30 protein-coding genes and 1 tRNA gene are annotated in these 25,888 nt (G+C 67.3%); 13 read left to right on the top strand and 18 right to left on the bottom strand.

The window, feature by feature from the left end:
- Window positions 1-283 precede the first annotated feature (283 nt).
- The 6 genes from PV781_RS21670 (at window position 284) to PV781_RS21645 (ending at window position 2,651) form a co-directional block, all read left to right on the top strand.
- Window positions 284-589, top strand: coding sequence for a Nif11-like leader peptide family RiPP precursor (locus PV781_RS21670; RefSeq protein ID WP_274777705.1), 306 nt, complete (start codon window positions 284-286; stop codon window positions 587-589).
- A 20-nt stretch (window positions 590-609) separates the two neighbouring features.
- Window positions 610-912: a hypothetical protein gene (locus PV781_RS21665; protein ID WP_274777704.1), complete on the top strand. Its 303-nt coding sequence runs from the start codon at window positions 610-612 to the stop codon at window positions 910-912.
- 356 nt (window positions 913-1,268) lie between these two features.
- Complete coding sequence (locus tag PV781_RS21660) at window positions 1,269-1,568, top strand: hypothetical protein (RefSeq protein ID WP_274777703.1); 300 nt, start codon at window positions 1,269-1,271, stop codon at window positions 1,566-1,568.
- Window positions 1,569-1,615: 47 nt separating this feature from the next.
- Window positions 1,616-1,882 (top strand): Nif11-like leader peptide family RiPP precursor, encoded by a 267-nt coding sequence (locus tag PV781_RS21655; RefSeq protein WP_274777702.1) that lies wholly within the window; start codon window positions 1,616-1,618, stop codon window positions 1,880-1,882.
- A gap of 50 nt (window positions 1,883-1,932) precedes the next feature.
- Complete coding sequence (locus PV781_RS21650; RefSeq protein ID WP_274777701.1) at window positions 1,933-2,262, top strand: hypothetical protein; 330 nt, start codon at window positions 1,933-1,935, stop codon at window positions 2,260-2,262.
- Between the two features lie 125 nt (window positions 2,263-2,387).
- Window positions 2,388-2,651: a Nif11-like leader peptide family RiPP precursor gene (locus PV781_RS21645; protein WP_274777700.1), complete on the top strand. Its 264-nt coding sequence runs from the start codon at window positions 2,388-2,390 to the stop codon at window positions 2,649-2,651.
- A gap of 44 nt (window positions 2,652-2,695) precedes the next feature.
- Here the strand turns inward: PV781_RS21645 and edd are convergent, their stop codons facing one another.
- Window positions 2,696-4,543 (bottom strand): phosphogluconate dehydratase, encoded by a 1,848-nt coding sequence (edd, locus tag PV781_RS21640; RefSeq protein WP_274777699.1) that lies wholly within the window; start codon window positions 4,541-4,543, stop codon window positions 2,696-2,698.
- Between the two features lie 164 nt (window positions 4,544-4,707).
- Between edd and PV781_RS21635 the strand changes: the two genes are divergently transcribed.
- The gene (locus PV781_RS21635; RefSeq protein WP_274777698.1) at window positions 4,708-5,703 is read left to right on the top strand and encodes a helix-turn-helix transcriptional regulator; all 996 of its coding nucleotides are present in this window, start codon (window positions 4,708-4,710) and stop codon (window positions 5,701-5,703) included.
- A gap of 51 nt (window positions 5,704-5,754) precedes the next feature.
- Here PV781_RS21635 and PV781_RS21630 read toward each other — a convergent pair whose 3' ends face one another.
- The 13 genes from PV781_RS21630 to PV781_RS21570 all read right to left on the bottom strand — a co-directional run bounded on the left by PV781_RS21630 (window position 5,755) and on the right by PV781_RS21570 (window position 18,762).
- A complete protein-coding gene (locus PV781_RS21630) occupies window positions 5,755-6,810 on the bottom strand; it encodes a linear amide C-N hydrolase (protein WP_274777697.1) in 1,056 nt (351 codons plus the stop codon).
- 518 nt (window positions 6,811-7,328) lie between these two features.
- Window positions 7,329-7,404 (bottom strand) — tRNA-Lys (locus tag PV781_RS21625).
- Between the two features lie 178 nt (window positions 7,405-7,582).
- Window positions 7,583-9,082 (bottom strand): tripartite tricarboxylate transporter permease, encoded by a 1,500-nt coding sequence (locus tag PV781_RS21620; RefSeq protein ID WP_274777696.1) that lies wholly within the window; start codon window positions 9,080-9,082, stop codon window positions 7,583-7,585.
- Window positions 9,083-9,092: 10 nt separating this feature from the next.
- Window positions 9,093-9,554, bottom strand: a complete 462-nt coding sequence (locus PV781_RS21615; RefSeq protein WP_274777695.1) for a tripartite tricarboxylate transporter TctB family protein — start codon at window positions 9,552-9,554, stop codon at window positions 9,093-9,095.
- Between the two features lie 292 nt (window positions 9,555-9,846).
- Window positions 9,847-10,824: a tripartite tricarboxylate transporter substrate binding protein BugD gene (locus PV781_RS21610; protein ID WP_274777694.1), complete on the bottom strand. Its 978-nt coding sequence runs from the start codon at window positions 10,822-10,824 to the stop codon at window positions 9,847-9,849.
- Between the two features lie 426 nt (window positions 10,825-11,250).
- Window positions 11,251-12,822 (bottom strand): 2-isopropylmalate synthase, encoded by a 1,572-nt coding sequence (locus PV781_RS21605; protein WP_274777693.1) that lies wholly within the window; start codon window positions 12,820-12,822, stop codon window positions 11,251-11,253.
- 321 nt (window positions 12,823-13,143) lie between these two features.
- Window positions 13,144-13,875 carry an NUDIX hydrolase gene (locus PV781_RS21600; protein WP_274777692.1) on the bottom strand — a complete coding sequence of 244 codons (732 nt, stop codon included), beginning with the start codon at window positions 13,873-13,875 and terminating at the stop codon, window positions 13,144-13,146.
- 15 nt (window positions 13,876-13,890) lie between these two features.
- On the bottom strand, window positions 13,891-14,985 hold the full coding sequence (locus PV781_RS21595) for an alkene reductase (protein WP_274777691.1): 1,095 nt from the start codon (window positions 14,983-14,985) through the stop codon (window positions 13,891-13,893).
- 156 nt (window positions 14,986-15,141) lie between these two features.
- Window positions 15,142-16,038 (bottom strand): PhzF family phenazine biosynthesis protein, encoded by an 897-nt coding sequence (locus tag PV781_RS21590; RefSeq protein WP_274777690.1) that lies wholly within the window; start codon window positions 16,036-16,038, stop codon window positions 15,142-15,144.
- 77 nt (window positions 16,039-16,115) lie between these two features.
- The gene (gene pdxY, locus PV781_RS21585) at window positions 16,116-16,964 is read right to left on the bottom strand and encodes a pyridoxal kinase PdxY (RefSeq protein ID WP_274777689.1); all 849 of its coding nucleotides are present in this window, start codon (window positions 16,962-16,964) and stop codon (window positions 16,116-16,118) included.
- A 121-nt stretch (window positions 16,965-17,085) separates the two neighbouring features.
- A complete protein-coding gene (locus PV781_RS21580) occupies window positions 17,086-17,922 on the bottom strand; it encodes an SDR family NAD(P)-dependent oxidoreductase (protein ID WP_274777688.1) in 837 nt (278 codons plus the stop codon).
- A 100-nt stretch (window positions 17,923-18,022) separates the two neighbouring features.
- The gene (locus PV781_RS21575) at window positions 18,023-18,613 is read right to left on the bottom strand and encodes a 3'-5' exonuclease (RefSeq protein WP_274777687.1); all 591 of its coding nucleotides are present in this window, start codon (window positions 18,611-18,613) and stop codon (window positions 18,023-18,025) included.
- A complete protein-coding gene (locus PV781_RS21570) occupies window positions 18,613-18,762 on the bottom strand; it encodes a hypothetical protein (RefSeq protein WP_274777686.1) in 150 nt (49 codons plus the stop codon). The genes PV781_RS21575 and PV781_RS21570 overlap by 1 nt, the downstream gene beginning before the upstream one ends.
- Before the next feature lie 303 nt (window positions 18,763-19,065).
- Between PV781_RS21570 and PV781_RS21565 the strand changes: the two genes are divergently transcribed.
- Window positions 19,066-20,043 carry a polysaccharide deacetylase family protein gene (locus PV781_RS21565; RefSeq protein WP_274777685.1) on the top strand — a complete coding sequence of 326 codons (978 nt, stop codon included), beginning with the start codon at window positions 19,066-19,068 and terminating at the stop codon, window positions 20,041-20,043.
- A gap of 9 nt (window positions 20,044-20,052) precedes the next feature.
- Here the strand turns inward: PV781_RS21565 and PV781_RS21560 are convergent, their stop codons facing one another.
- Window positions 20,053-20,664, bottom strand: coding sequence for a pyridoxamine 5'-phosphate oxidase family protein (locus PV781_RS21560; protein WP_274777684.1), 612 nt, complete (start codon window positions 20,662-20,664; stop codon window positions 20,053-20,055).
- Window positions 20,665-20,672: 8 nt separating this feature from the next.
- On the bottom strand, window positions 20,673-21,437 hold the full coding sequence (gene phnF, locus PV781_RS21555; protein ID WP_274777683.1) for a phosphonate metabolism transcriptional regulator PhnF: 765 nt from the start codon (window positions 21,435-21,437) through the stop codon (window positions 20,673-20,675).
- A 138-nt stretch (window positions 21,438-21,575) separates the two neighbouring features.
- Between phnF and phnG the strand changes: the two genes are divergently transcribed.
- The 5 genes from phnG to PV781_RS21530 are packed head-to-tail and all read left to right on the top strand — an operon-like array spanning window position 21,576 to window position 25,191.
- Window positions 21,576-22,031: a phosphonate C-P lyase system protein PhnG gene (phnG, locus tag PV781_RS21550; RefSeq protein WP_274777682.1), complete on the top strand. Its 456-nt coding sequence runs from the start codon at window positions 21,576-21,578 to the stop codon at window positions 22,029-22,031.
- Complete coding sequence (phnH, locus tag PV781_RS21545) at window positions 22,031-22,642, top strand: phosphonate C-P lyase system protein PhnH (protein ID WP_274777681.1); 612 nt, start codon at window positions 22,031-22,033, stop codon at window positions 22,640-22,642. Before phnG ends, phnH begins: the two co-directional genes overlap by 1 nt.
- A 4-nt stretch (window positions 22,643-22,646) precedes the next feature.
- Window positions 22,647-23,789, top strand: a complete 1,143-nt coding sequence (locus tag PV781_RS21540) for a carbon-phosphorus lyase complex subunit (RefSeq protein WP_274777680.1) — start codon at window positions 22,647-22,649, stop codon at window positions 23,787-23,789.
- Window positions 23,786-24,703 (top strand): alpha-D-ribose 1-methylphosphonate 5-phosphate C-P-lyase PhnJ, encoded by a 918-nt coding sequence (locus PV781_RS21535; protein ID WP_274777679.1) that lies wholly within the window; start codon window positions 23,786-23,788, stop codon window positions 24,701-24,703. The genes PV781_RS21540 and PV781_RS21535 overlap by 4 nt, the downstream gene beginning before the upstream one ends.
- Complete coding sequence (locus tag PV781_RS21530; RefSeq protein WP_274777678.1) at window positions 24,700-25,191, top strand: GNAT family N-acetyltransferase; 492 nt, start codon at window positions 24,700-24,702, stop codon at window positions 25,189-25,191. The genes PV781_RS21535 and PV781_RS21530 overlap by 4 nt, the downstream gene beginning before the upstream one ends.
- Window positions 25,192-25,195: 4 nt before the next feature.
- Here PV781_RS21530 and PV781_RS21525 read toward each other — a convergent pair whose 3' ends face one another.
- Entirely contained in the window at window positions 25,196-25,495 is a 300-nt protein-coding gene (locus PV781_RS21525) for a BrnA antitoxin family protein (RefSeq protein ID WP_342455463.1), read from the bottom strand.
- Window positions 25,482-25,754, bottom strand: a complete 273-nt coding sequence (locus tag PV781_RS21520) for a BrnT family toxin (protein WP_274777677.1) — start codon at window positions 25,752-25,754, stop codon at window positions 25,482-25,484. Before PV781_RS21520 ends, PV781_RS21525 begins: the two co-directional genes overlap by 14 nt.
- Window positions 25,755-25,888: the final 134 nt, after the last annotated feature.

Below are 25,888 nucleotides of genomic sequence, written 5' to 3'. Positions count from 1 at the left end.
CATCCTCCCTCACCCGAGGGCCGGACGCCCGCGGCTTGATCCGCGGTCCAGCTTCCACCGATCGCGGCCCGATGCAATGGCGCGGGGGCGCAGGGCGCTGGGTTGACGCATTCCCGCAGGGCATGGATGGCCTCAGGTCCACGCAATCACGTTCCCGTGAGGACACCCGGCCAAGATCACCCCGAGGGGCAAAAGAGCCAATGTTACCAAGCCTTTCGTTGAAGAAGACCAGCACTCGCGGGTATGACCTTGCTATGACGCTGCAAACGGGTGGAGACCCAGCATGAGCGACAAGCTTTCGGCCTTTCTGGACGCCATCGAGACCGATCCGGAGGTCCTCTCCCGGGTGCGGGACGCGCTGCCGGAGAATGCGCCGCTCACGCCGGACATGTTCGTGACCGCCGCCCAGGCTGCTGGCTTCCCCTTATCAAAGGCGGACTTGCCCATCGGCGCGGCACCGCTGAACGAGGACGCGCTGGAGGAGGTCTCGGGCGGCGTGACCATCCACGGACTGCGCCCCGGTGAGATCCCTTCGATAGAATGGCAGAAGCAGGCCTGGAGCAAGATCTGGAAAAAGCTGTTCGGCTGACCCTGACAGAGGTAACGCACATGTCCGACGCGTTCGAAATGCTGCGCGCCGCGGCGGCCGCCGACCCGGCCCTGAAGGCGCGCCTGGAGTCCGCTTTGGCGAACGGGAATGGGAGCCTGGACGCGTTTCTTCAGGCGGCGCTCGGGGCAGGTGTGGAGTTGTCGGTGGATGACCTGCCCGCAGCCCTGCCCCCTGCTCCACTCGAAGATGCCGCCCTCCAGGAGGTGGCGGGAGGCGCGCAATATCGCTTCCATGGCGCAGGCGAGGGTGGGCACTTCGCGGCGGGGGACCTCGGCTGGCTGGTGCGACGGTTGTTCGGCTAGATCCTGAGGCGATCCGGGGCGCGTTTCGCTCTCCTTGTGTGATCCGCATGCGCGAGGCGAACCGGCGCTCGCTTTAGGCCCCCTTCTCCCGGCCAGAGACTGGCTCCCCCAAGGAGGGCTTCGGTCGCACGGTCCCCATCGGGGAGACGGGCGATCCGCGTGACGTCCGTCATGGCGGGCCGCCCCTCATGGCCTGGCAGGCGTCCCGTATCTCCCCCCCTGCGAACGCGACGCTTGCGCCACCCTGAAAGCTCAGGTCACGCTTCTTACTTCAAGCACATCTATAATTACGAAGCCTTTCATTGAACCGACTTGATGGCCGCTGTATGTGATCGCACTCTCAGGAGTTTTACTTCATGATCGATAGATATGCCGCTCTCATGGATGCTATCGAAGTCAATCCGGCCGTGGTCGCCCGGATACGCGATGCCTTGCCTGAAAACCAGCCGCTGACCCGCGAAATGTTCGCCCAGGCCGTGCGCCAGGCCGGACATGCGTTCGAACCCGAGGACCTGCCGGACACCTATAAGGGACAGCCGGTGGCGGACGCGCTTCTGGGACAGGTGGTGGGAGGTGGCCCCGCAACGGCTTTCAGCCTGGACGGCGCGTTGAATGGGCGACGGATGCCGCCGCCTTGGAATTTTCTGTGCGACTGACAAACCGCGCCGGGCTGTCGGCCTCCACTGATAGGACATGAGCGAAGATGAGCGAGAAATTCACGGCCTTGCTGGCCGCCATCGACACGGACCCGGACGTCGCCACACGCTTTCGCGATGCGCTGCCAGAGAGCGCGGCGCTGACGCCGGAGCAATTCCTGGCCGCCGCCCATGCCGCCGGCTTTGACCTGACCGCCGAGGACCTGCCACCGGCCGGAGCGCTGAACGAGGCGGATCTGGAGGAGGTGAGCGGCGGCGGCACGAACCCCTATTATATCTTGAACCGCATGACTCTGCGTTGGAAATGGGACTGAGGGCACCCATCGTCTGGAGGACTGAAGCCGCACGCCAACAGGAGGGGAACATGAGCGAGAAGCTGGAGGCCCTGACCGTGGCCTTGGAAGCCGACCCGGCGCTTCGGGACGAGGTCCGCCAAGCGGTGGAGCTCGGCCGGGAAGGTGCCGCGGAGCGGCTCGCCCAGGCGGCACAGTCCGCCGGCATCCATATGGTGGCAGAGGACTTCCTGCCGGCGCTCGATGCCGTCCGACTGGACGACGACACCCTCAAGCAGTTGGATGGCGGCGAGAAGATAATAGTTGTCACTCCTCTCGGCCGCATCGTGGCGGATCGCCGGAGCAACCCCACGCCCGCAAGCCACCCTATCGCAGATTTCTGGCGCAGCCTCTGGTCGTAAATCTGCGGCGTCAGCCCCCACCTCAGGCCGCCCGAAAATTGGAAGCCCCATGATCCGCCGCGCCCACCGCGCCCCGAAAGGCTCCGAACAGGTCGCGGCCGACCCCGTCTAGGACAGGAGCGAATATGAGCGAGAAATTCACGGCCTTGCTGGCCGCCATCGACACGGACCCGGACGTCGCCACACGCTTTCGCGATGCACTGCCGGAGAGCACGGCGCCGACGCCGGAGCAATTCCTGGCCGCCGCCCATGCCGCCGGCTTTGACCTGACCGCCGAGGACCTGCCGCCGGCCTCGGCTCCGCTGGGCGATGCGAAGCTCGAAGGCGTGGCCGGAGGGATGGATAACCTCCACAATTTCATGGAGTGGCGGAGATTATGGAAGCATTGAGCGGCGGGCGGCGCGGCCCCTGAAGGCGGCGCCGCCTCGCCCCCTTAAGCCGCCTGGACGTTCGCGCCGCCGAAAATGGACGCCCCGTGATCCGCTGCGCCCACCGCCCCCCGGAAGGCGCCGAACAGGTCGCGGCCGACCCCCTCGTGGGAGGCGGACAGGTCCGCCTGCGCCGGCAGGCGGCGGGCCAGTTCCACCTCGTCCACCAGCACGCAGAGCGTGCCGGCGACCCCATCCACCCGCACCATATCGCCATCCTCGATCTTGGCGATGGCGCCACCATGCACAGCCTCGGGCGTCACATGAATGGCGGAGAGGACCTTTCCGGAAGCGCCCGACAGCCGCCCGTCGGTGACGAGGGCCACCTTCTGGCCCCGGTCCTGGAGCACGCCCAAAGGTGGCATCAGCTTATGCAATTCCGGCATGCCATTGGCGCTCGGGCCCTGGAAGCGGATCACCGCCACGAAATCCCCCGTCAGGCTGCCGGCCTTGAAGGCCTGCTGGAACGCCTCCTGGGAATGGAACACGCGGGCGGGCGCCTCGATCACATGGCGCTCGGGGGCGACCGCAGACGTCTTCACCACCGCGCGCCCCAGATTGCCGGTGAGCACCCGCAGGCCGCCCGTGGGCTGGAAGGGGTTCGCCACCGGCCGCAGCACCGCCTCGTCACCGGTGGCGTCCGCCGCCGGGCGCCAGGTGAGCTGGGCGTCCGCATCAAGGCCGGGCTCCACCGCATAGCCATCAAGGCCCGTGCCCCAGACGGTCTCCACGTCCGCATGCAGCAGGCCCTGCGAGAGCAGTTCGCGGATCACGAAGCCCATGCCGCCGGCGGCGTGGAAATGGTTCACGTCCGCCTTGCCGTTGGGATAGATGCGGGTCAGCAGGGGCACCACTTCGGCGAGGTCCGAGAAATCGTCCCAGGTCAGGGTCAGCCCCGCCGCCGCCGCCATGGCGACCAGATGGAGCGTGTGGTTGGTGGAGCCGCCCGTGGCGTGCAGGCCCACCACCGCATTCACGAACGCCTTCTCGTTCAGCATGCGGCCGATGGGCTTGTACTGGTTGCCGAGCGCCGTATGGGCCAGCGCCCGGTGCACGCCCTCGCGGGTCAGCGCGTCGCGCAGCGGCGTGTTGGGGGTGACGAAGGAGGCGCCGGGCAGATGCAGGCCCATGATCTCCATCATCATCTGGTTGGTGTTGGCGGTGCCGTAGAAAGTGCAGGTGCCCGGCCCGTGATAGGAGCGCGCCTCGGCTTCCAGCAGTTCGTCCCGCCCGATGCGCCCTTCCGCGAAGAGCTGGCGGATCTTGGACTTCTCGTCATTCGGGAGGCCCGACGTCATGGGGCCGCTCGGCAGGAAGACTGCCGGCAGATGGCCGAAGGAGAGCGCGCCGATGACAAGGCCGGGCACGATCTTGTCGCAGATGCCGAGATACACCGCCGCATCGAAGGTCTGGTGCGAAAGCGCGACCGCCGTGGAAAGGGCGATCACATCGCGGGAGAAGAGGGAGAGCTCCATCCCCGCCTCGCCCTGGGTGATGCCGTCGCACATGGCCGGCACGCCGCCCGCCACCTGGGCGGTGCCCCCGGCCTCCCGCGCGGCATTGCGGATGAGGGTGGGGAAGCGCTCATAGGGCTCGTGGGCGGAAAGCATGTCGTTATAGGCGGTGACGATGGCGAGGTTCGGCCCCTCCCCCGCCCGCAGTTCGGCCTTGTCGTGGGGGCCGCAGGCGGCAAAGCCGTGGGCCTGGTTGGCGCAGCCCAGGCGTCGGCGCGCGGGGGCCTGGAGGGCGGCGGCTGCGATGCGGTCGAGATAGCGCGCGCGCCCGCTGGCGCTCCGGCGCGCGATCCGCTCGGTCACTTCGCCCACCCGGGCCTGGATGCTGCTGCCGTCCATCATCGCCTCCGCCTGCGCTTGTCTGGAACGACTATAGGCCGCGTTGCATGGCGACCCAATGGCAGCGGGACCGTGTCCGGGCGGTCTCTGCTGCACAGCGAATGCGCACGCAGCCAACGGGGGCTTGTGCTAAGGTGAAGCTCATCTGGAACGCGGGGGCGGCCGTGGCGGACACATCCGAGGTCCCTGGCGCGGCGATGATGGGCATCGCCTCCGACAGTCGTTGGATGCTGCCCAACGGCTTTGACAGCCTGGACCTGCCCTCCCACGCGCCCGGTCTGCCGGACAGCGTGGTGCAGGTGAGCTATCCGCAATTCTCCCTGCGGCCCGGACTGGAGGTCTACACCTTCGAGGCCCGCGTCCGCGCGCCGGTGAACCTGACCTATGAGGTGCTCACCGGCGAGCCTTATCTGTGGCTGGCGCTGAACTTTTGTGGGCGCAACCTCTATGTCCATGATGGCGGCATGGAAGGGGCGATCTTGCCCGCCAGCAGCCATTTCGCCATGCTGCGCGACCCGTCGAGCACCTTCCACTACGGGCCGGGCCACCATGTGACCTCCGGCATGGCGGTGACACCCGCACGGCTGGAGGAGATGCTCCAGGGCCAGCGGCCGAGCCGCACCATCGCGGCGTTCCTCGATGGCACTTTCGACCCTTTCATCGCCTCCGCCGCGCCCACCGCGGCCATGCGCACCATTGCCGAGCAGATCGCCCGAAATCCCTACCGGGGCGGCATGGAGACCCTCTACCTGGAGGGCAAGGCGTTCGAGATGCTGGCGGAATACCTGTCCGCCTTCTGCGAGGACGCGGCACCCGCGCCAAGCGGGCGGGCGCGACGCCTGGCGCTGGCGGCCCGGGAGATCCTGATGGCCGACCCGGCCCATCCCCCCCGCATCGAGGAGGTGGCCGCCCAGGTGGGGCTTTCGCAGCGGCGGCTGAACGAGGTGTTCCGCGACGTGTTCGGCGCTTCCCCCCTGCAATGCCTGGTGCGCTGGCGGCTCGACCTCGCCCGTCAGTGGCTGAGCACGGGCGACCTCAGCGTCAAGCAGGTGGCCCACCGGCTGGGCTATGCCCATGCCAGCAATTTCTCCCTCGCCTACACCCGCCGCTTCGGCCACCCGCCCACCGGCGCGCCGGAGACGACCGAGCCGGCCACCTGAGGCGGCGACCTGAGGCGGGATGTCCGGCTTCTCTTGAGCGTGCGCGCGACCTCAGCGGGTCGGCGGAAAGGCCGTCGCGATGGTGCCGAACGGTTTTAGCCTCGCCGAGACATCCCCGCTCAGGCCCGCCTCCGTGAGCGTGACGGCCAGTATGTCCGTGCCGTCCGGCTTCAATTGCGAGAAGTCCACCCAGAACACGTTGGGGCTGTTCACGGGCAGGACGTAATAGACCTTGTTGGTATGGTCGGCGATGGAGGCCCAGCGGGTGGGCCAGGCATCCGTGGAATCGCCACCGGACGTGTCCTGCGCCCCGAACGGCACGGCCACGTTGCGCACCACCCCGGCCAGATGGCCGATGGCTTCCTCCTCGTCGTCGGGCGGCGGCAGCGTCTTGAGATAGGACGAGGCGCGCACGAAGCGGCTCATGGGGTCGATATCGCCGGGCATGGGCAGGTCGCCCCCGAACAGCTTGTAGCGCTTCAGGTTCGCCAATTGCTCATCCAGCGGCGGCTCGTTGGTCATGACGGTGACGTGCTTGCCATGGTGCACGACCGCCTTGCCATCCACGAACTCGATAACGGCGCTGTCGCCCGTCGCATCCGATAGGGCCAAGTGCAGCGGCCAGTCCTGCCCGAGGACCTTGCCCGAAACAATCCGCACGTCTTTCAGCGCCGCCAGAGCGTCCGCCACGGTGGCGAAATTATCGAGCACATATTGCGGCCAGAGCAGATTCAACAGGCCGGGACGGGCGTCTTCCGGCTCGTATTCGCTGTCGTGGAGATAGAGCAGGTGGGCACTAAGGCCGGCTTCGTTCAAGCCGTCGCTGGTGCCTTGGTCGAAGGCGGTGATCACCGCGCTCGCATATTTGGAGGTCCATTGCACGGCCTTGCCGGACGGCACGCCAGCACGGGCAATGCCACGCGGCAGGAACACCAGACGCGGCTCGTCATCTATGAACAGGTCCATGGTGCGCCCGGCCACCACGGCCTTGTCATTGCTGTTCCAGAGGATGAGGCTGCAGGCTGAGGCTATGGGCCCTCCCGCCAGGATGGCCGCGACGGCCGCGGCGAGGCCGAGGCAGGTTACAGAGGTCCTCTTTCGCATCATGCTGCCCCTCATGGTCCGTGGCGGACGCACATCGGCCCGGCCCACCTCCGCGCGGACCGCTCGGCGCCCCCCTTACGCGCACCTGCGCTCAGGCGGACCACAAAGCTTGGCCGCAGGCGCCGCGCGCCCACACAGGGCGGCCGCACGCACGAAGGTCCAGACATGCCGGCTCAACCGGCGCCCCAATTCATGCCCAAGCTAACGCTCGACCGGGAGGGCCTCCAGGCTTGCAGCCTATGGGCTTTCGCCAAAGTTCTATGGGAATCGGCGGGGAGCGGCGGTGCGAGGCCACCGATGGCGAGACTTTCCCGCCAGCGCAGATGCTCCCGGCGGGAGGCAAAACGCAGCGCGGAGGCCCGGTGGCGCAATCGCGGCGCCATGTGCCTGGACTCAATGGGTCCGGCTGACGGATGGGAGGGACGAGGTCCGGTCTTTCGAGGCCAGGACCAAAGACGGCCGCGGGTGCCCAGAGGCACTCGTCTTCACCGTCTTAAACCACCGAAATCTTTGGGGATTTTTGGTGGGCGCACTAGGGCTCGAACCTAGGACCCGCTGATTAAGAGTCAGCTGCTCTACCAACTGAGCTATGCGCCCGCCGACTGGCCGTGACCGCGTCGGGAGCCGTCGTGTAGCAAACACCCCCCTGGGTGTCCAGCGCTCCGCCATAAAAAAATGCGGCCCCTTGTGGGGGGCCGCATTGCGTTGTGGAAAACCTGGAGGCCCCTGCCCGCCCACGGGAGGTGCGGGACAGGCGCGCGGTCCAAAAGGAGACTCACTCCTTGAAGGCTTCCTCGCGGGACTTGCTGACCGAAGGCAGCAGCACCACCACCAAGGCGGCAACCGCAGCGATGAGCAGGGCCGCCGAGATGGGCCGGGTGAGGAACACCATCGGGTCGCCGCGGGAGATCAGCATGGCGCGCCGCAGATATTCCTCCAGCATCGGCCCGATGACGAAGCCCAGCAGCAGGGGCGCCGGCTCGCAGTCCAGCTTGACCAGCACGTAGCCGAGCACGCCGAACATGGCCATGGTGTACACGTCGAACGTGTTATTGTTCACCGAGTACACGCCAATGCAGCAGAAGGCCATGATCGCCGGGAACAGGATGTGGTACGGCACCGTCAGCAGGCGCACCCAGATGCCGATCAGCGGCAGGTTGAGCAGCACCAGCATGAAGTTGCCGATCCACATGGAGGCGATGACGCCCCAGAAGAGGTCCGGCTTGTCGGTGACCACGTTGGGACCGGGCGTGATGCCCTGGATGATGAGCGCGCCGATCATGAGCGCCATCACCGGGTTGGAGGGGATGCCCAGGGTGAGCATGGGGATGAAGGAGGTCTGAGCGCCGGCATTGTTGGCCGACTCGGGACCCGCCACGCCCTGGATGGCGCCCTTGCCGAACTCGCGGGGGTTCTTCGAGATCTTCTTTTCCAGCGAGTAGGACGCGAAGGAGGACAGCATGGCGCCGCCGCCCGGCAGAATGCCGAGGATGGAGCCAAGCGCCGTGCCGCGCAGGACAGGACCGATAATGTTCTTGAAGTCCTTCATGGTGAGCATGAGGCCCTTCACCTTGGCGGCCACCAGGCTGCGCTGGTGCTCGTCCTCCAGGTTCCGGATGATCTCACCAATGCCGAACATGCCCATGGCCAGAGCCACGAAGTCGAACCCATCCGCCAGTTCCGAAATCTCGAAGGTGAAGCGGGGCGTCCCGGTATAGATGTCCTGGCCGGACAGGCCGAGCAACAGGCCCAGCACGATCATGGCCAGCGCCTTCACGATGGAGCCGGAGGCCAGCGTCACCGAGGCGACGAGGCCGAGCACCATCAGCGAGAAGTATTCGGGCGGGCCGAATTTCAAGGCGAGGTCGGCCAGCGGGGGCGCGAACAGGGCCAGGAGGAAGGTGGCCACCGAGCCCGCGAAGAAGGAGCCCAGCGCCGCCGTGGCGAGCGCCGCGCCAGCACGGCCCTGGCGGGCCATCTGATAGCCGTCCAGCGCCGTCACCACTGATGAGGATTCACCGGGCAGATTGATGAGGATGGCGGTCGTCGATCCGCCATATTGCGCGCCGTAATAGATGCCGGCGAGCATGATCAGGGCCGAGACCGGCGGCAGGCCGAACGTGATGGGCAGCAACATGGCGATGGTCGCCAGCGGGCCGAGGCCCGGCAGCACGCCGATCAGCGTGCCCAGCAACACGCCGACGAAGCAGTAGAGCAGGTTCTGGAAGGACAGCGCGACGGAGAAGCCGAGCTCTAGGTTTTGAAAGAGTTCCACGGGCGCGCCCTCAGTATCCGCCGAGCCAGGGCCCGAGCAATTGCAGCGGCAGGCCGAGGCCCACAATGAACACGCCCCAGCAGAACACGGTCATCACCGCGGTGATGATGAGGGCGGTGACGACATGGAACTTCCGGCTCGCCGTGGCGCACAGGAAGACGGTGATGGCGAGCGTCGGCAGGAAGCCCAGGGGACGCATCGCGAAGCCGAAGAAAACAGTGGCGACGGTGAGGATGATCAGGCCACGCCACGCGATGTTGCTGGGCGCCTCGCCGTGGAAGCGCAGGCCGTTGATCAGCACGATCAGGCCCAGCAGACCCATCAGGCCGGACAGGACGAGGGGAAAGTAGCCGGGCCCCATGCGGACCGACGTTCCCATGGGCAGATCGCCGGTCTGCCACGCAAAGAGGCCGGCAAAGGCCAGGAATAGCAATCCTGCCAGCACGTCCTTAGGACTGCGGATAAAACTCATCAACGCTCCTCCCGCCGTAAAAATAGCTCTTCATGGCCATGGACGCGAAACGCTGCGGCATTCGCAGCGACAGATGCGCCTTGGCGCACGAAAATAGTGTCTATGCTCCGAAAGTCGAATGAAACTTACGGAGAGACAACCGATAATGACGTACCCAAAGGGATGCCGTTGCGGAATACGACTGATCTCTCGATGAGTACGTATGCGCGAAACCTGAACTTGTTACACGCAAGACATAACGTCGACCGGCAAGCTGGCGCATCCGAATGACGAATGCGCCAGCCTTTCAGCGTCAGTCGGCATAGACGCCGGCGGCGTCGATCACAGGCTTCCACTTGGCCACTTCCGAGGCCAGGAACTCCTTGTGGAAGGCCGGGCTGCGGCGATCCTTGGGCTCCGGCTCGGTGCCGAGGTCAGCGAATCGGGCGATCACCTTGGGATCGTCCAGCGCCACATTGAGCGCCGCATTCAGCTTGTCGACCACCTCCTTGGGGGTGCCCTTGGGCGCATAGAGGCCGTGCCAGATGGCGACCTCGAAGTCCTTCAGGCCGCTCTCCTGGAGCGTGGGCAGGTCGGGCAGCGACTTGACGCGGTCCTTGGTGGTGACCGCATAGGCCTTCACCTTGCCGCCCTTGATCTGGCCAGTGGTATTGGTGGTCTGGTCGCACATCAGGTCGATCTGGCCGCCCACCAGGTCGTTCATGGCCGGGCCCGTGCCCTGATAGGGAACGGTGGTCATCTGCGCGCCCACCTTGGACATGAACAGCATGCCGCACAGGTGCGAGGCCGAGCCGACGCCCGCATTGCCGTAGGTGACCTTTTCCTTGTTCTTGCGCACGAAGTCGATCAGCTCGACCACGTTCTTGGGCTCAAGGGTGGGCTTGCCGATCACGGTCATGGGCACGGCGGTGATGAGGCCGGCATCCTCGAAGTCGGTGATCACATTGAACGGCAGCTTGCGATAGAGGCTGGGGGCCGTCGCCATGCCGATATGGTGGATGAGCAGGGTGTAGCCATCGGGAGCGGCCTTGGCCACCTGGCCGGCACCGCGCGTGCCGCCAGCGCCGCCCACATTCTCCACGATCACCTGCTGGCCGAGCGTCTTGGACATGGATTCAGCCACCAGGCGCGCCACCGTGTCGGTGGGGCCGCCGGCCGCGAACGGGACCACGACAGTGACGGCCCGGCTGGGATAGGTGTCGGCCTTGGCGCCGGCCACCGAAAGGCCGAACACCGTGGCCAGAGCCAATGCGGCGAGCTTCAGCTTCATCGTGAACCTCCTTGAACCCTCTGCGCGGCCATTATGCTTTATCGGCCCGCTCCAGCTCCCTTGAAGAATGTACCGCTCCCTTTCGTCAAGTGAAATGCGTGCCTCTAGGGCATTACGGAGGTGAAAGCGTCCATTATGCTGCAATGCAACATGGCTATTGCGAACAGTCTGCGACAGGTCAGCGCCTTATTCTTAGGCAATAGACCGAGATAGCAAGGGAGCCATACTTTCGTCACAGACTATGCAGGCGGCCCGGCATTGCAGCCAGTAAACTTGGCCGCTCCTCCCAGATCAGGCGACAGGCAAAAGAAAAGGCCGAGCAAGCGCCCGGCCTTTCCAATTCGTCCTCACCCTATCCACGCGCCCCTTGGGATGCGGAGCGCGCCGCCTTCGACGGGACCTTTCCAGCCCGCGGGGGCTGGCCTCTCAGCCGGCCGCAGCTTGCGGGTTCACCGAGTGCCGCTTCACCATCAGCTTGTTGAGCGCGGTGATATAGGCCTGGGCGGAGGCCACCAGGGTGTCGGGATCGGCCGCCTTGGCGGTCACCACCTTGCCCTCCTCCTCCAGCCGCACGGACACCTCGGCCTGGGCATCGGTGCCCTCGGTCACGGCGTGCACCTGGTAGAGTTCCAGCTTGGCGGTGTGGGGGAACAGGGCCTTGATGCAGTTGAAGGTGGCATCCACCGGCCCGTTGCCCTCGGCCTCCTCGGTCTGGACCCGCCCGTCCACTTCCACCTTCATGGTCGCCCGCTGCGGCCCGCGCGTGCCGGCGATGACGGACAACGAGATCAGCTTGATGCGGTCATGGGCGGCGGCGATGCCCTGGTCCACCAGCGCCTCGATGTCCTCGTCATAGATGACCTTCTTGCGGTCGGCGAGGTCCTTGAAGCGGGTGAAGGCGTCGTTCAGGGCATTCTCGCCCAGGTCGTAGCCCAGGGTCTTCAGCTTGTCGCGGAAGGCGGCGCGGCCCGAATGCTTGCCCATGACCAGCGAGGTCTTGGAGACGCCGACGCTTTCCGGCGTCATGATCTCATAGGTCTGGGTGTGCTTCAGCATGCCGTCCTGGTGGATGCCGCTTTCATGGGCGAAGGCATTCCGGCCTACGATGGCCTTGTTGTACTGCACCGGGAAGGAGGTCACGGCCGACACCAGCTTGGAGGCGCGGGTCAGCATGGTGGCGTCGATGCCGGTGGCGTAGCGCAGCACGTCGGCGCGCACATTGATGGCCATCACGATCTCTTCGAGCGCCGCATTGCCCGCTCGCTCGCCAATGCCGTTGATGGTGCATTCGATCTGCCGGGCGCCGCCGGCAACGCCAGCCAGCGAATTGGCCACAGCCATGCCCAGGTCATTGTGGCAATGGACCGAGAAGACCGCCTTGTCGGAATTGGGCACCCGCTCGCGCACGGTGCGGAACAGGGCCTCATACTCGGCCGGCGTGGTGTAGCCCACCGTGTCGGGAATGTTGATGGTGGTGGCGCCCGCCTTGATAGCGGCTTCCACGCAGCGGCACAGGAAGTCGATCTCGGTGCGCGTGCCGTCCTCGGACGACCATTCCACATCCTCCACATGGTTGCGGGCGCGCGTCACCGAGGCGACGATCATCTCCAGCACTTCATGGGGCTGCTTCTGCAGCTTGTACTTCATGTGCACGGGAGAGGTGGACAGGAAGGTATGGATGCGCCCGCGCTTGGCATGTTTCACCGCCTCGGCGCAGCGGTCGATGTCGTTCAGCGCCGCGCGCGACAGGCCGGCGATCACCGCGCGCTTGGAGCGGCGGGCGATCTCGGCCACCGATTCGAAATCGCCCACGGAGGCGATGGGGAAGCCGGCTTCGATGACGTCGACGCCCATGTCGTCCAGCAATTCCGCGACCTGCAGCTTCTCCTCGAAGGTCATGGACGCGCCGGGGCACTGTTCGCCGTCGCGCAGGGTGGTGTCGAAAATGATGACGCGGTCGCGCTCGGATACGCGAGCGGCGGTCTGTTCGGTGGTCATGGCGGCGTCCTTCCGGGAAATTCTGGCCCGCATGTCAGAAGAGCGGGCGATGGCGCTTTGGTCGGCTTCTCGATCCCCTGAGTGCCCAGGCGTGTTCGCCCGGCCGGCGCTCAGGGGCGGCTAAGGAGAAGAAGGAGCGCGCGCAAAGAAAGAGCGTTGCCCGCCACCACCTGGGTGCGGGAGGCGTCACCAGCAATGATCGTCGAGATGGACGACACGGGACTGCGGCTCGCTTGGGTTCAACTGCTCTTGCTGGCTCATTAGCCGAATTGGCGATCCCGCACAAGCACAAGGGCGCAACTTGCCCGCGGGCGGCAAGCCTCAGGCGCGCTCGGCAAATCGCCAGGCAAGATAGTCAGCGGCAAAGGACATGACTTCCGGCCCGAGATCGTCCGGTCCCGCCGCCAGATACAGGCGCGCCAGCTCCGGCTTTTTCTGAGTGGCCGTGACGGCGGAAATGCGCTCCGCCAAGGCGGCGCCGGTCTGCGGAAAGACCATGCGCCGCATGAGGCACATATAAGGGCCGTCAAGCACCACGTCCCAGGTGCCGGACTGCCGGACGCCGTCCTCGGAGAGCCCGGCCTCCTCCTCCATTTCCCGCAGCACCGAGCCGTAGAGGTCGACGCTGCCGTCCGGCGTGATGTCGGACAGGTCCGGCGTGCCGCCGGGAAAGAAGACGCGGCCGGCATTCACCGTGTGGGCGCCCATCTCGGCCATGACGAACACACCGTCGGCGCCTTCCAGCGCCGGCAAGGCGAAGATGTTCCAGGCGCCCAGGTCCGGCCAATCCTGGTCGCGCCACCAGGTGAAGGAGGCATAGTCCACCTCGATGCAGGTGCCCGTGAGCACGCCGTCTTCGAGGGTAAAGCGCCGCAGCACCAGGACCCGGCCGTTCCACAGATAGGGATTGGCCGCCACCCGGGCGGCGAAATTGGCATCGATCTCCGCCCGGTGCGCCTCCGCCTCGTGCCAGACGGCGCCCGGCTCGACGCGAACGTCGAGCCGGTTCACTTGGACGATGCGGGCGGGAGCGCGGCCGGGCGGCACGATCATGGAAAGGCGTCTCCGTCAGGCGGCGTCGAGGGTGGGATAGTCCACATAGCCTTCCGCGCCGCCCCCGTACAACGTCTCGCGCTTCAGCTCGTTGAGCGGCGCGTCCCGGCGCAGGCGCTCCACCAGGTCGGGATTGGAGATGAAGGGCCGGCCGAAGGCCACCAGGTCCGCCTTGCCGGAGGCGACCACGTCCCGCGCCATGGCGAGGTCGTAGCCATTGTTCACCATCCAGGTGCCGGAATAGCGCTCGTGCAGTTCCTCGAACGAGAAGCTGGGGTTCACGTCGCGCGGGCCGCCGGTGGCGCCCTCGATCACATGCACATAGACCAGCTTGCGCGCCTCGATCTCCTCCAGCAGCCGGTTGAAGAGCGGCTGGGGATCGGAATCGGTGAGGTCATTGGCCGGCGTTACCGGGGAGAGGCGGATGCCGGTGCGGTTGGCGCCGATCTCGCCGGCCACCGCGTCGATGATCTCCAGCGGGAAGCGCAGGCGATTCTCGATGGAGCCGCCATAGGCGTCGGTGCGATTGTTGGCGCCATCGCGCAGGAACTGGTCGATGAGATAGCCATTGGCGCCGTGGATCTCCACGCCGTCAAAGCCGGCGGCCGCCGCATTGGCGGCGGCGCGGCGGAAGTCATCCGCAATGCCGGGCAGTTCGGAGACCGCCAGTGCGCGGGGCGCGGAGGTGGCGGCAAAGCCGTTATTCACATACGTCTTGGTGTTGGCGATAAGGTCGGAGGGGCCCACCGGGGCGGCGCCGCCCTCCTGCAAGTCCACGTGCGAGACCCGGCCCACATGCCAGAGTTGGATGAAGATGCGCCCGCCTTCCGCATGGACGGCGTCCGTCACCTTCCGCCAGGCGGCGACCTGCTCGGGCGAATAGATGCCGGGCGTGTCCTGATAGCCCTGGCCCTGGCGAGAGACCTGCGAGCCTTCAGAGATGAGAAGGCCGGCGGTGGCCCGCTGGGCATAATAACGCGCGGTCAAATCGGTGGGGACAAGGCCCGCGCCCGCGCGATTGCGGGTGAGCGGGGCCATGACGATGCGGTTGGACAGCGAGATGTCGCCGAGGCGATAGGGGTCGAAGAGAGAGGGCGTGGAAGCGCTCATCGGTTCAGCCTTTCCGGTGCTGCGCGCACGAATGGCGCGGGCGTGGATGGTGCGATGCACAACAGATAGGAAGGCTCCCTTCCTATCCAAGGGACCCCACGGCCAATGCCAGGATCACGGTTCCGCGTGCGACTTTCCTGCCACGGATTCCACGGGTCAAAGATGCAGAACCCCTTCGGCGATCACCACCGCGCTGCCGCCGATGGTGGCTTCCGTCACTTCGCCGGCCTTCACGGTGAAGCCGAGATTGATGCGGCTGGGGCGCCCCATCTCGAAGCCCTGGTCAATGCGCACCTTGTGATGGCCATCCACCCGGGCTTCCGCGTCCATGAGCACGGCGGGAAAGGCGGCGACGGCTGCGCCGGTGGCCGGATCCTCCTCGATGCCGAGGCCTGGAGAGAACATGCGGGTGCGGAAGTCGGCGTCCCCCTCTTCATCTGGGGTGTAGAGATAGAGCGCCTCGCCATATGAGCCGAGCGAGCGGATGAAGGCGGCTTCGTCCGGCCGGGCGCGGGCGAGCGCGGTCAGGTTCAGCACCGGCACGAACAGGAACGGCACCCCCGCCGAGGCCACCAAAGGGCGGTGGGCATCGAAGCCGATGTCGGAGACGGCGAGGTTCAGCGCGTCCGCGCAAGCCTTGCGGGAGATGTCCGCCTCTTCGAGCGTCGCCTTGCGCGGCACCACGAAGGTGGCCGCGCCACGGCGCGAGCCCGGCCCTTCGGTGGTCACCTCGCAGCGCACCGGGCCGATCTGCTCCTCGATCTGGAACTGCCCCTTGGCCAGCTTGTTCTCCAGCGCCAGCAGCACCGCCGATCCCACCGTGGGGTGCCCGGCAAAGGGCAGTTCATGGGCGGTGGTGAAGATGCGGATGCGGGCCTGCCGGGACGGGTCGCGCGGCGGGAACACGAACACCGTCTCCGAGAGATTGAACTCCCGGGTGATGTGCTGCATGGCCGCGTCATCGAGCCCCGCCGCATCCAGCACCACCGCCAGCGGATTTCCGCCGAGAGGGCGCGAGGTGAAGACATCGAGCGTCACGTAGCGGCGGGGCATGGCGGCTATGGCCTTGTTCTGGAAGGTCTGTATCCCACCCGCCCCGGCGTGCCGGAGCGGCGTGACACAGTTTGGCCTTAAGTGCGCGTCGGCGTGAAGACATGAGTTGGACGAACGAACTCGTCCTGGGCATCCACCAGCAACAATTCGCGGGACTGGGCCTGCGCCGTGCGCTTCAGCAGGCCGAAAATGGAGGAGCCCGCCGCCTCCAGCGCCGCGGCGGTTGAGCCGGTGCGCTTCAGGTGGAAGAAGAAGAGGGCCGCGATGGCGTCCCCTGCCCCATTCAGCGACACGTCCAGCTTGGGCGTGCGCACCAGGAAGCGCCCGTCCGGGCCGCTGGCCATCAGGTCGATGGCATCGGAGGGCGTCGCATCCACATGGAGCGAGGTCACGAGGATGACCTTTGGACCTGAGGCATGCAGCAGGTCGCAGGCGGCGCGCGCATCGTCGAGGGTCACCACCTTGTGGCCGGAGAGCAGTTCCAGCTCGAACTGGTTGGGGGTGATGACATCTGCGGCGGGCACCGCCTGGTGGCGCATGAATTCGGGGATGCCCGGCCGCACGAAGATGCCGCGCCCCACGTCGCCGATCACCGGATCGCAGCAATAATCGGCCTTTGGATTGGCCGCGCGCACCTGCGCAACCGCATCCAGGATGGCGGCGCCGATATCGGCCGAGCCCATATAGCCCGAGAGCACCCCATCGCAGGCGGACAGGCGCCCGCGCTCGGCGATGCCGGTCACCAGCTCGCCGATGACGCCAGCCTCGAACACCTGGCCGCGCCAGGCGCCATAGCCGGTATGGTTGGAGAATTGCACCGTATGGATCGGCCACACCTCCACGCCCAAGCGCTGCAGCGGAAAGACGGCGGAGGCATTGCCCACATGGCCATAGGCGACATGGGACTGGATGGACAGGAGGTTCATGGCGCGTCTTCAGGACAGACCCGCGAAGCGGGCGGAGAGATGGTCCGCAGCTACTCCCCACCCGCCGCGAGCACAAATGGATTTTGCTGATGGCGTCCGCGAAGAAAGCTGATGGATCGCCTCAGCCCATCTCGTCCTCGGCAAAGGCGCGACGGGCAAGGCGCGCCACCAAGGCGCGGGGCGCGAAACGCACGGCAAACGTCATCAGCCGGTTGGCCAGCCCCACCACCGCCACCGGCCGCCCTGCGAGCATGGCCGTATAGCCGGCTTCCGCCACCGTCTTGGCCGAGGCCACCGGCCCCTTGAACACCCGCGTGCGCCCCATGCCCGCGCGCTCCACAAAGGCGGTGTCGGTGGGGCCGGGGCAGAGCGCGGTGACGCGGATGCGGGTGTCACGCAATTCCTCGGCCAGCGCCTCCGACAGGCTGAGCACATAGGCCTTGGTGGCGGAATAGACGGCGGCGAAGGGACCCGGCGCGAAGGCGGCCGTGGAAGCCACATTGACGATTCGCCCCTGCCCGCGCGCCACCATGCCCGGCAGCACCGCCTTGGTGATGAGGGTGAGCGCGGTGACATTGGCGGCGATCATGTCCGCCTCCAGCGCGCCGTCGATCTCATCGAACGGGCCATAGGCGCCAAAGCCGGCATTGTTCACGAGCACGTCCAGCTCAAGGGCCGCCAGGTGCCCGCACAGCTCCTCCACCGCCTCGCGGTCGGACAGGTCCACCGCCATCAATTCGATGCCCCCCGGCACCGGCGCGATGGCCCGGGCCGCCGCGGCGAGCCGGCGCGTGTCGCGGGCCAGCAGGATCAGGCGGAAGCCGTCGCGGGCGAGCAGGCGGGCAAATTCCAGCCCGATGCCGCTGCTGGCGCCCGTCACCAGGGCAAGCGGTGGCTCGCTGCCCGGGCTGCCGGGCGCGGCACCGGAAAGGGTCTGCATGTTCGGCCAGGCGGGCATTCTTTTGTCCCCGTTACGGCCCCCGCCGCATGGATGGACGGAAACATCGGCCCGCCGCGCCGCTCCCGCAAGGCCCTTGCCGTGTGCGGCGCGCCTTCCCTCAGGCCAGGGCCGGAGATGGGGCGGCGGTGGCGGCGGTCAGGTCTGCCGGCAAGTTGCACAGGAGGTCGCGCGGAACGCCGGAATAAGCGAGATAGACCATGAGGGCCAGCCAGGCATCCTCGAGCGCTCCGTGATGGGCGCCGGCGCGCGTCAGGCCGAGATTGGCGCAGGCCATATCCAGCTTCACGCCGGACATCTGAAGGGTGCAAAGCCAGGGCGGCAGACGCCCCATACGGCCGGAAAGGGCCAGTTCCTGGGTCAGGAAGCGCCGGTCGAAGGGGGCATTGTGGGCGAGAAGGAGGCTGGCGGGAGAAAGGAACGCACAAATGTCGTCGGCGAGGTCGGCAAAGGGCGGCTGCGCCGTCAGAAAGACATCCGATATGCCATGCACCCTCAATGCCGCCCAATGGCTGCGCCGGCCCGGATTGCAGAAGGCGTGCTGGACATCCACCACCAGATTTCCCTCGGCAAGGCCCGCCGTCTCCAGACGGACCATGCCGATGGAGACGATGCGGTCCGCCCCGGTGACGCCGGTGGTCTCCACATCGAGGGCCACCACCACGGGCGGCAAAGAGGCCAGCGGGCGCATCAGGCGGTCACCCGCCGCAAGCTGGAAATGATGTCGCGATAGGCATCGAAACCCTCGGGACGTACATCCGCCATCTCAGCCACCACCGCGTCGCGGAACGGCCTCTCCTGGCGCTGGCGCAGTTCTGCGGTGCGCACCACAACCGCCACGGACCCCTCCCCCGGTCATCATCGGGACACCTCAGAATGGTACAGCTTGCGCTCCACACGCGCCAGGGGCCATGCAAGGCCGAAGCAAGGCTCCGGCGGGAACGGTGAACAGCGAGGAAGAGGGCATCGCGCATGGGTGATCCCCGCAATGGGCGGTTCCGCGCCGGGCGCGACCGTGCATAGTGCCGCCGCCCACCGCCCCGGCCAGGATTGGCCGCCAGACCTTCTGCCGCACGCTTCAGAGGCGTCGGTCAACACACCCCGTCGCCGGCCCACGAAGAAGCCCCACACAGACCCGCATCGATGCCCCAGCCCCCGATCCGCCGCCTCGCCTGCGGGGCCGTCCTCCTTGGCGTCCTCGCCCTTCTCCCCGCCTCCCCGCTGGCCGCCCAGCCCGCCTGCTTCGCCCCAGGCACCCTCGCGGCGCGGCCGGGCGAGGAGAAGGTGCAGCCTTCCCATACGGTGGCTCACCTCCAGGAGCGCCTGCTGCCCCCGGCCCGTCCCGTGACGCCCCCGCTGGCAGGCTCGATCCGCCGGGTGGACTTGCCGCCGGGCGTGAAGCTGGTGGCCCTTACCTTCGACCTGTGCGAGGCCTCGGGTGAAATCTCCGGCTATGACGGGGTGATCGTGGACACGCTGCGGGCCGAAAAGGTGCCGGCCACCTTCTTCGCCGGCGGCAAATGGACGGTGGATCACAAGGAGCGCGCCGCCCAATTGATCGCCGACCCGCTGTTCGAGGTGGGCAACCACACCTGGTCCCACGCCAACCTCGCCGTTCGCGGCGGCGATTACATGCGCCGTCAGGTGGATGACACGGACATGGCGGTGGCGGGCGCGCGGGCGGATGCGGCGGCAGCCGGCTGCATGCTGGACAAGGTGCCCGCGCGCACCGATTTGTTCCGCTTTCCCTATGGCTCGTGCAGCCCGGAATCGCTCGGCTATGTGAACGAGACCGGGCACCTCGCCATCCAGTGGGACGTGGATTCCGGCGACCCGGCTTTCCTGGGCGCCAAGTTCATGGCGGACGCCATGCTGCGGGCCATCAAGCCCGGCTCCATCGTGCTGATGCACGCCAATGGCCGGGGTCGCCACACGGCCGAGGCGGTGCGCATGCTCATTCCCGCGCTGAAGGCCAAGGGCTATCGCTTCGTCACCGTCTCCGACCTCCTGAAGGCCGGGACGCCGGTGGTGGCGTCCACCTGCTATTCGGAAAAGCCCGGCGACACGCGGGTCTATGACGAGGCGGCGCGGGCGGGCCGGCGGGTGCTGCCGGCCCCTTGAACCACCGCCTCAGTACATGACTTCCTTGTAGCGCTTCAGCATCTCTTCCTGGGTCTCGGCCTTGAAGGTGCCGGACGTGTGGTCCTCCAGCATCTGCCCCATGGTGGGCAGGATGGTGCGTTCCACCTGGCGGTCGGCATTCCACAATTCCGAGCGCATGAGCGCCTTCGCGCAATGCAGATAGGCCTCGTGCACGGTGATGCGGATCACGGACAGCGGCAGCTTGCCCTGCACCACGAAGCGCGCCTTGAGCTCCTCGTCCGTGTGGATCTGCGCCGTGCCGTTCACCCGCAGCGTTTCGTCCACACCCGGGATCATGAACAGGAGGCCCACTCCCGGGCGGGCGATGATGTTTTCCAGGCTGTCGAGGCGGTTGTTGCCGGGGCGGTCGGGCAGGAGGAGGGTGTGGTCATCCTCAACCGCCACGAAACCGGGGCCGTCGCCACGGGGGGAGACGTCGGACGTGCCGTCGGGACCGCCGGTGGCGAGCAGCATGAACGGGCTGAGCGCAATGAAGCGCCGGCAATGGCCATCGAGCTGGGGAATCGCCTTGGCCACGGAGCGGGGATTGGCGGGCTTGTAGACGCTGCGGAGCTCGGCGAGGGAAGAGACAACAGGCACGATAGACCTCAAGGCTTGACCACCAATTGCACCCGGTCGGCCGCGAAGCTGGAGCGCCCCCATTGCAGGGGCACGCCGTTCGGCTCCACGTCGACCCGCTCCAGCACCAGGACGGAGCGGCCGGCGGCAAGGCTCAGCACCTCCTGTTCCCGCTCGGTGGCGGGGCGCGCCGAAATTCGGGTTTCGCGCCGACGATAGTCCTGGATGCCGATGGTGGCGAGAGCCCGCGTGAGCGATCCCGTCGCGGCATAGACAAGGTCCAGGTCGCGGCAGCGGGCATGGACGAAAAAGGCACGGCCGAAGGAAATGGGTACCCCGTCCGCCTCGTGCATGCTCTCGATGGCCAGGACGTCCGTCCCCTCCGCCACGGCGAGCCCGCGCGCCACCTCGGCGGAGGCCGGCTCCACGGACGAGCCCAGATAACGCCCGAACGGCTCGCGCCCACCCGCCGAGACGATCTCTGAAAAGCGGGTGCGCGGCCCGATGGGATAGGCGAGCGGCGGCTCGCGCACGAAGGTGCCCCGCCCGGCCGTCGCCTCGATCAGCCCACGCTCGGTGAGCACCGAAAGGGCGCGGCGCACCGTGTGCCGATTGACACCGAAGCGCACCGCCAGGTCGGCTTCCACCGGCAGGCGGGCGCCAGCGGGGAACGTGCCCTCCGCGATCTCCGCCTCCAGGCGCTCGGCGATCTGCTTCCAGAGGGCAACGCCGGTGCCGCGCGCCAGCGCGCTTTCGTCCACCGCCGTCATTGTCCCGTGATCGAAGTCTTCCATGGTCCCCCCATTCGCTGTTTGCCATCGCCATTCCGGCCTTGTTTGTTTGTATAGACTATTATACAAACTAAAACCAGATCCGGTTCGAGAGACCTCCGACGCCGCATTCGGCCTCGGATATTACGGCTTGAGGGCTCCATGACGGCAGACCAGGACCTCACCGCGCAACGGCAGGCGGCGATGACCATTCTCGCCAGCGCCACCCAGAGGGAATTGGACATGGCGCTGGAGCGCTTCGCGCCCTTGCCGCCCATCAAGGATCTGCGCACCCCCGAATCGGGCCTCGCCATGGTGCGCGGCCGCATCGGCGGCGACGGCGCGCCCTTCAATCTGGGCGAGGCCACCGTCACCCGCGCGGCGGTGCGCATCGGCAATGGTCCCACCGGGGTCGCCTATCTCCTGGGGCGCGATCCCAAGCGCGCCCGCTCCGCCGCCATTCTGGATGCGCTCTGGCAGGACCCGGCCCTGCGTCCGGCCCTTGAGGACGCTTTGAAGCCCATCCGCGCACGCATTGCCGCAGACGAAGCCGCCGAGGCCGAACGGACCAAGGCCACCAAGGTGGAGTTCTTCACCATGGTGCGGGGAGAGGATTGATGGCCGCCACCGCTCTTGCCGCCGGCTTTTCCGACCCGTCCCGCGATGCCCAGCGCACGTTCAAGGCGGTGATGTGGGCGCTCGCCCAGCCCGGCACGCCCCAGAAGCTGGCCACCGACCTCACCCCGCCGGCCCCGCTGACGCCGGAGCTTGCGGCCATCGCACTCGCCCTCCTCGACTATGAGACGCCCGTCTGGCTCGATCCCGCCTTGCGGGACGCCCCGGGTGTGGCGGACTTCCTGCGCTTTCACACGGGTGCGCCGGTGGTGGCAGACACCGCCGCCGCCCGCTTCGCCCTCATCGCCTCGGGCGCCAACCTGCCCGACTTCTCACGCTTCGCCCAGGGCGAGCCCGACTATCCCGACCGTTCGGCGACCCTCATCGTCGGCGTGGAGGATGCCGGCCCGGACGGGGCCGGCGTGCGCCTCCGGCTCGAAGGCCCTGGTATTGACGGGACAGCACGGCTTGGCGCCGCGCCGCTTCCCGAGGACATGGCGGACCGGCTGCGCGAAAACCGCGCCGCCTTCCCGCTCGGCATCGACCTGCTGCTGGTCGCGCGTGGCATCGTGGTGGGGCTTCCCCGCTCGGTGCGCGCCGGCGCGGAGGAGTAAGCCCATGTATGTGGCTGTGAAGGGCGGAGAGACCGCCATCGGCAATGCCCACGCTCTGCTCGATCGCACCCGGCGGGGCGACCCGGCCGTGCCGGAACTGGGCATCGACCAGATCCGCGAGCAGCTCGCCTTGGCGGTGGACCGCATCATGGCGGAAGGCTCGCTCTATGACCGGGACCTGGCCGCCCTGGCGCTGAAGCAGGCGCGGGGCGACATGATCGAGGCCATCTTCCTGGTGCGGGCCTTCCGCACCACGTTGCCGCGCTTCGGCGCCACGGAGCCGGTGGATACGGGTGCCATGCGGGCGCGTCGGCGCATCTCGGCCACCTTCAAGGACCTGCCCGGCGGGCAGGTGCTGGGACCTACCTTCGATTATACCCACCGCCTCCTGGACCCGGCGCTGGCGGTGAATGCGGCCGATGCGATGCCTCCCGCGCCCCGCACGGACGCGGCGCCGGCCGCCACCGCGCAACCGCCGGAGGCCATGCCGCGCGTCACCGACCTGTTGGGCGACGAGGGCCTGATCGAGCCCGCGCCCTGCGACGACGGCAGCGAGCCGCCGGACCTCACCCGCTCGCCCCTCTCCTTCCCCGCCGAGCGGCCGCTGCGGCTCCAGAATCTGGCGCGCGGCGACGAGGGTTTCCTGCTGGCGCTCGGCTATTCCACCCAGCGCGGCTATGCCCGCACCCACCCCTTCGTCGGCGAGGTGCGCATGGGCGAGGTGGAGGTGGAGCTCCATGTGGAGGAGCTGGGCTTTGCCGTGCCGCTCGGCCGTGTGACCGTCACCGAATGCCAGATGGTGAACCAATTCAAGGGCTCGGCCAGCGTGCCGCCCCAGTTCACGCGCGGCTATGGGCTCGTCTTCGGCCAGTCCGAGCGCAAGGCCATGTCCATGGCGCTGGTGGACCGGGCCTTGCGCTGGCAGGAGCTGGGGGAGGAAAAGACCGCCCCCGCCCAGGACACCGAGTTCGTCCTCTCCCATTCCGACAATGTGCAGGCCACCGGCTTCGTGGAGCACCTGAAGCTGCCCCATTATGTGGACTTCCAGGCCGAGCTGGACCTGGTGCGCCGCATGCGGGCCAGCGCCCTGCCGCAGGACGAGGACCCGTCCGACGAAGCCCTCCAACTGCCGGAGGCGGCGCAATGACCACAGCCCCCACCAACGCTGCCCCCACCCCCACGGCGCCTGCCATCACCTATAATTTCGCCTATCTGGACGAGCAGACCAAGCGCATGATCCGGCGCGCGATCCTGAAAGCGATCGCCATTCCCGGCTATCAGGTGCCCTTCGCCAGCCGCGAAATGCCCATGCCCTATGGCTGGGGCACCGGCGGCGTGCAGGTGACGGCCTCCATCCTCGGCACCGATGATGTGCTGAAGGTCATCGACCAGGGCTCGGACGACACCACCAATGCGGTGGCCATCCGGGGCTTCTTCAAGAAGACGGCGGGGGTGGCCACCACCACCCGCACGGAGGAGGCGAGCGTCATCCAGACCCGCCACCGCATCCCCGAGGCGCAGCTCAAGGCCGGGCAGGTGCTGGTCTATCAGGTGCCCATCCCCGAGCCGCTGCGCTTCCTGGAGCCGCGCGAGACCGAGACGCGCAAGCTGCACGGCCTCGCCGATTACGGCCTCATGCATGTGAAGCTCTACGAGGACATCGCCCGCCACGGCCATATCGCCACCACCTATGCCTATCCGGTAGCGGTGGCCGGGCGCTATGTGATGGATCCCTCGCCCATCCCCAAGTTCGACAATCCCAAAATGAATGACAGCCCGGCGCTGCAGCTCTTCGGTGCCGGGCGCGAGCAGCGCATCTATGCCATCCCGCCGCACACGCAGGTGGTGTCGCTGGACTTCGAGGACCATCCCTTCCGCGTCCAGCACTTCGCCAAGCCTTGCGCGCTGTGCGGCGCCACGGGGGTCTATCTCGACGAGGTGATCCTCGACGACAAAGGCGGGCGCATGTTCGTGTGCTCGGACACCGACCATTGCAGCACCCGCCAGGACGAGGGCCATCGCGGCGAGCTGAGCGCCTCGGCGCAGGAGGCGGCGGAATGAGCGGCCTCCTCATTCGCCCCGCCCGCGAGGATGACCTTGCGGGCGTGCTCGCCCTCTATGCCCAGCCGGGCATGGATGATGGTCGCACCCTTTCCTTGTCCGACGCGCGCGCCCTCTTCGCCCGCTTCGCGCGCTATCCCGATTATGTGCTCTATGTGGCCGAGGATGCGGGCGCGGTGGTCGGCACCTTCGCCCTGTTGGTGATGGACAATCTCGGCCATATGGGCGCCCCCTCCGCCGTGATCGAGGACGTGGTGGTGGCCCTCGAGCGCCAGGGAAGCGGGGTGGGCGGCGCCATGATGCGCTTCGCCATGGCCAAGGCGGCGGAGAAAGGCTGCTACAAACTCGTCCTGTCCTCCAACGCCAAGCGCGTGAAGGCCCACCAATTCTACGAAAATCTCGGCTTCCGCCGCCACGGCGTCAGCCTGCACGTGGATCTCGAACCGGCCCGCAACGAGGCGGCAGGCCGAGCGGAGGCTTTGGCATGAGCGCCTACAGCCCAGCCGCCTTGCGCAAGGCGGCATTGATGCGCGCCTGCCAGCCTTCCCCGGTGGCGCGGAAATGCTCCACCACATCCGGATCGATGCGCAGCGACACCAATTGCTTACGCGGCGCCCGGCCGGCCCCGCGCCGGCGCACCGGCTGCATCTTCGCAAAATCCTCCTCCGTCAGGGGCGGATTGTCCGGGTCGGCTTCCGCCGCCGCCGTGAGCGCGGCGTCTTCCTCCGGCGTCATCTTCTCCAGCGCCGCGCGGGCACGGGCACGGGCCGACGTGCGGTCAGAATTCGACATAGTGCCGGATCTCCCTGGCATTCGCCTTTCTCAGGCTGATGAGGCACACGAAGGCGCCACGCCGCGTATAGGCCATGACGTGCAGGCGCTCGCCGATAAAGCCGATGGCGGTGCACCGCACCTCGCCATAGGCGCCGCGCATGTCGATCTTCTCGAGCGCGGTCTCCCACTCGAAGCGCCGAGCGGCCCGAAAGTGCACGCCATGCTTGGCCACGTTGGTGTCAGCTTTGGCCGGATGCCACTCATAGAAGTCCCGCATCCATCAAGCGCCCCCGCGCAGAGGTTTTTTGTAGCTACAAATTGCAACTTGGGCAAGCCCGGCGGGCGGTCGCCAATCTTGATCCATCTCGATCCGTCCCGCCCCCAGGCGGCGGGATGCGCGGAGGCTTTGGC

The organism is Aquabacter sediminis, assembly GCF_028863665.1.
Classification (GTDB): Bacteria; Pseudomonadota; Alphaproteobacteria; order Rhizobiales; family Xanthobacteraceae; genus L1I39.
The sequence above is the reverse complement of the archived record's forward strand: the minus strand, read 5'-3'. Positions and strand labels throughout refer to the sequence as shown.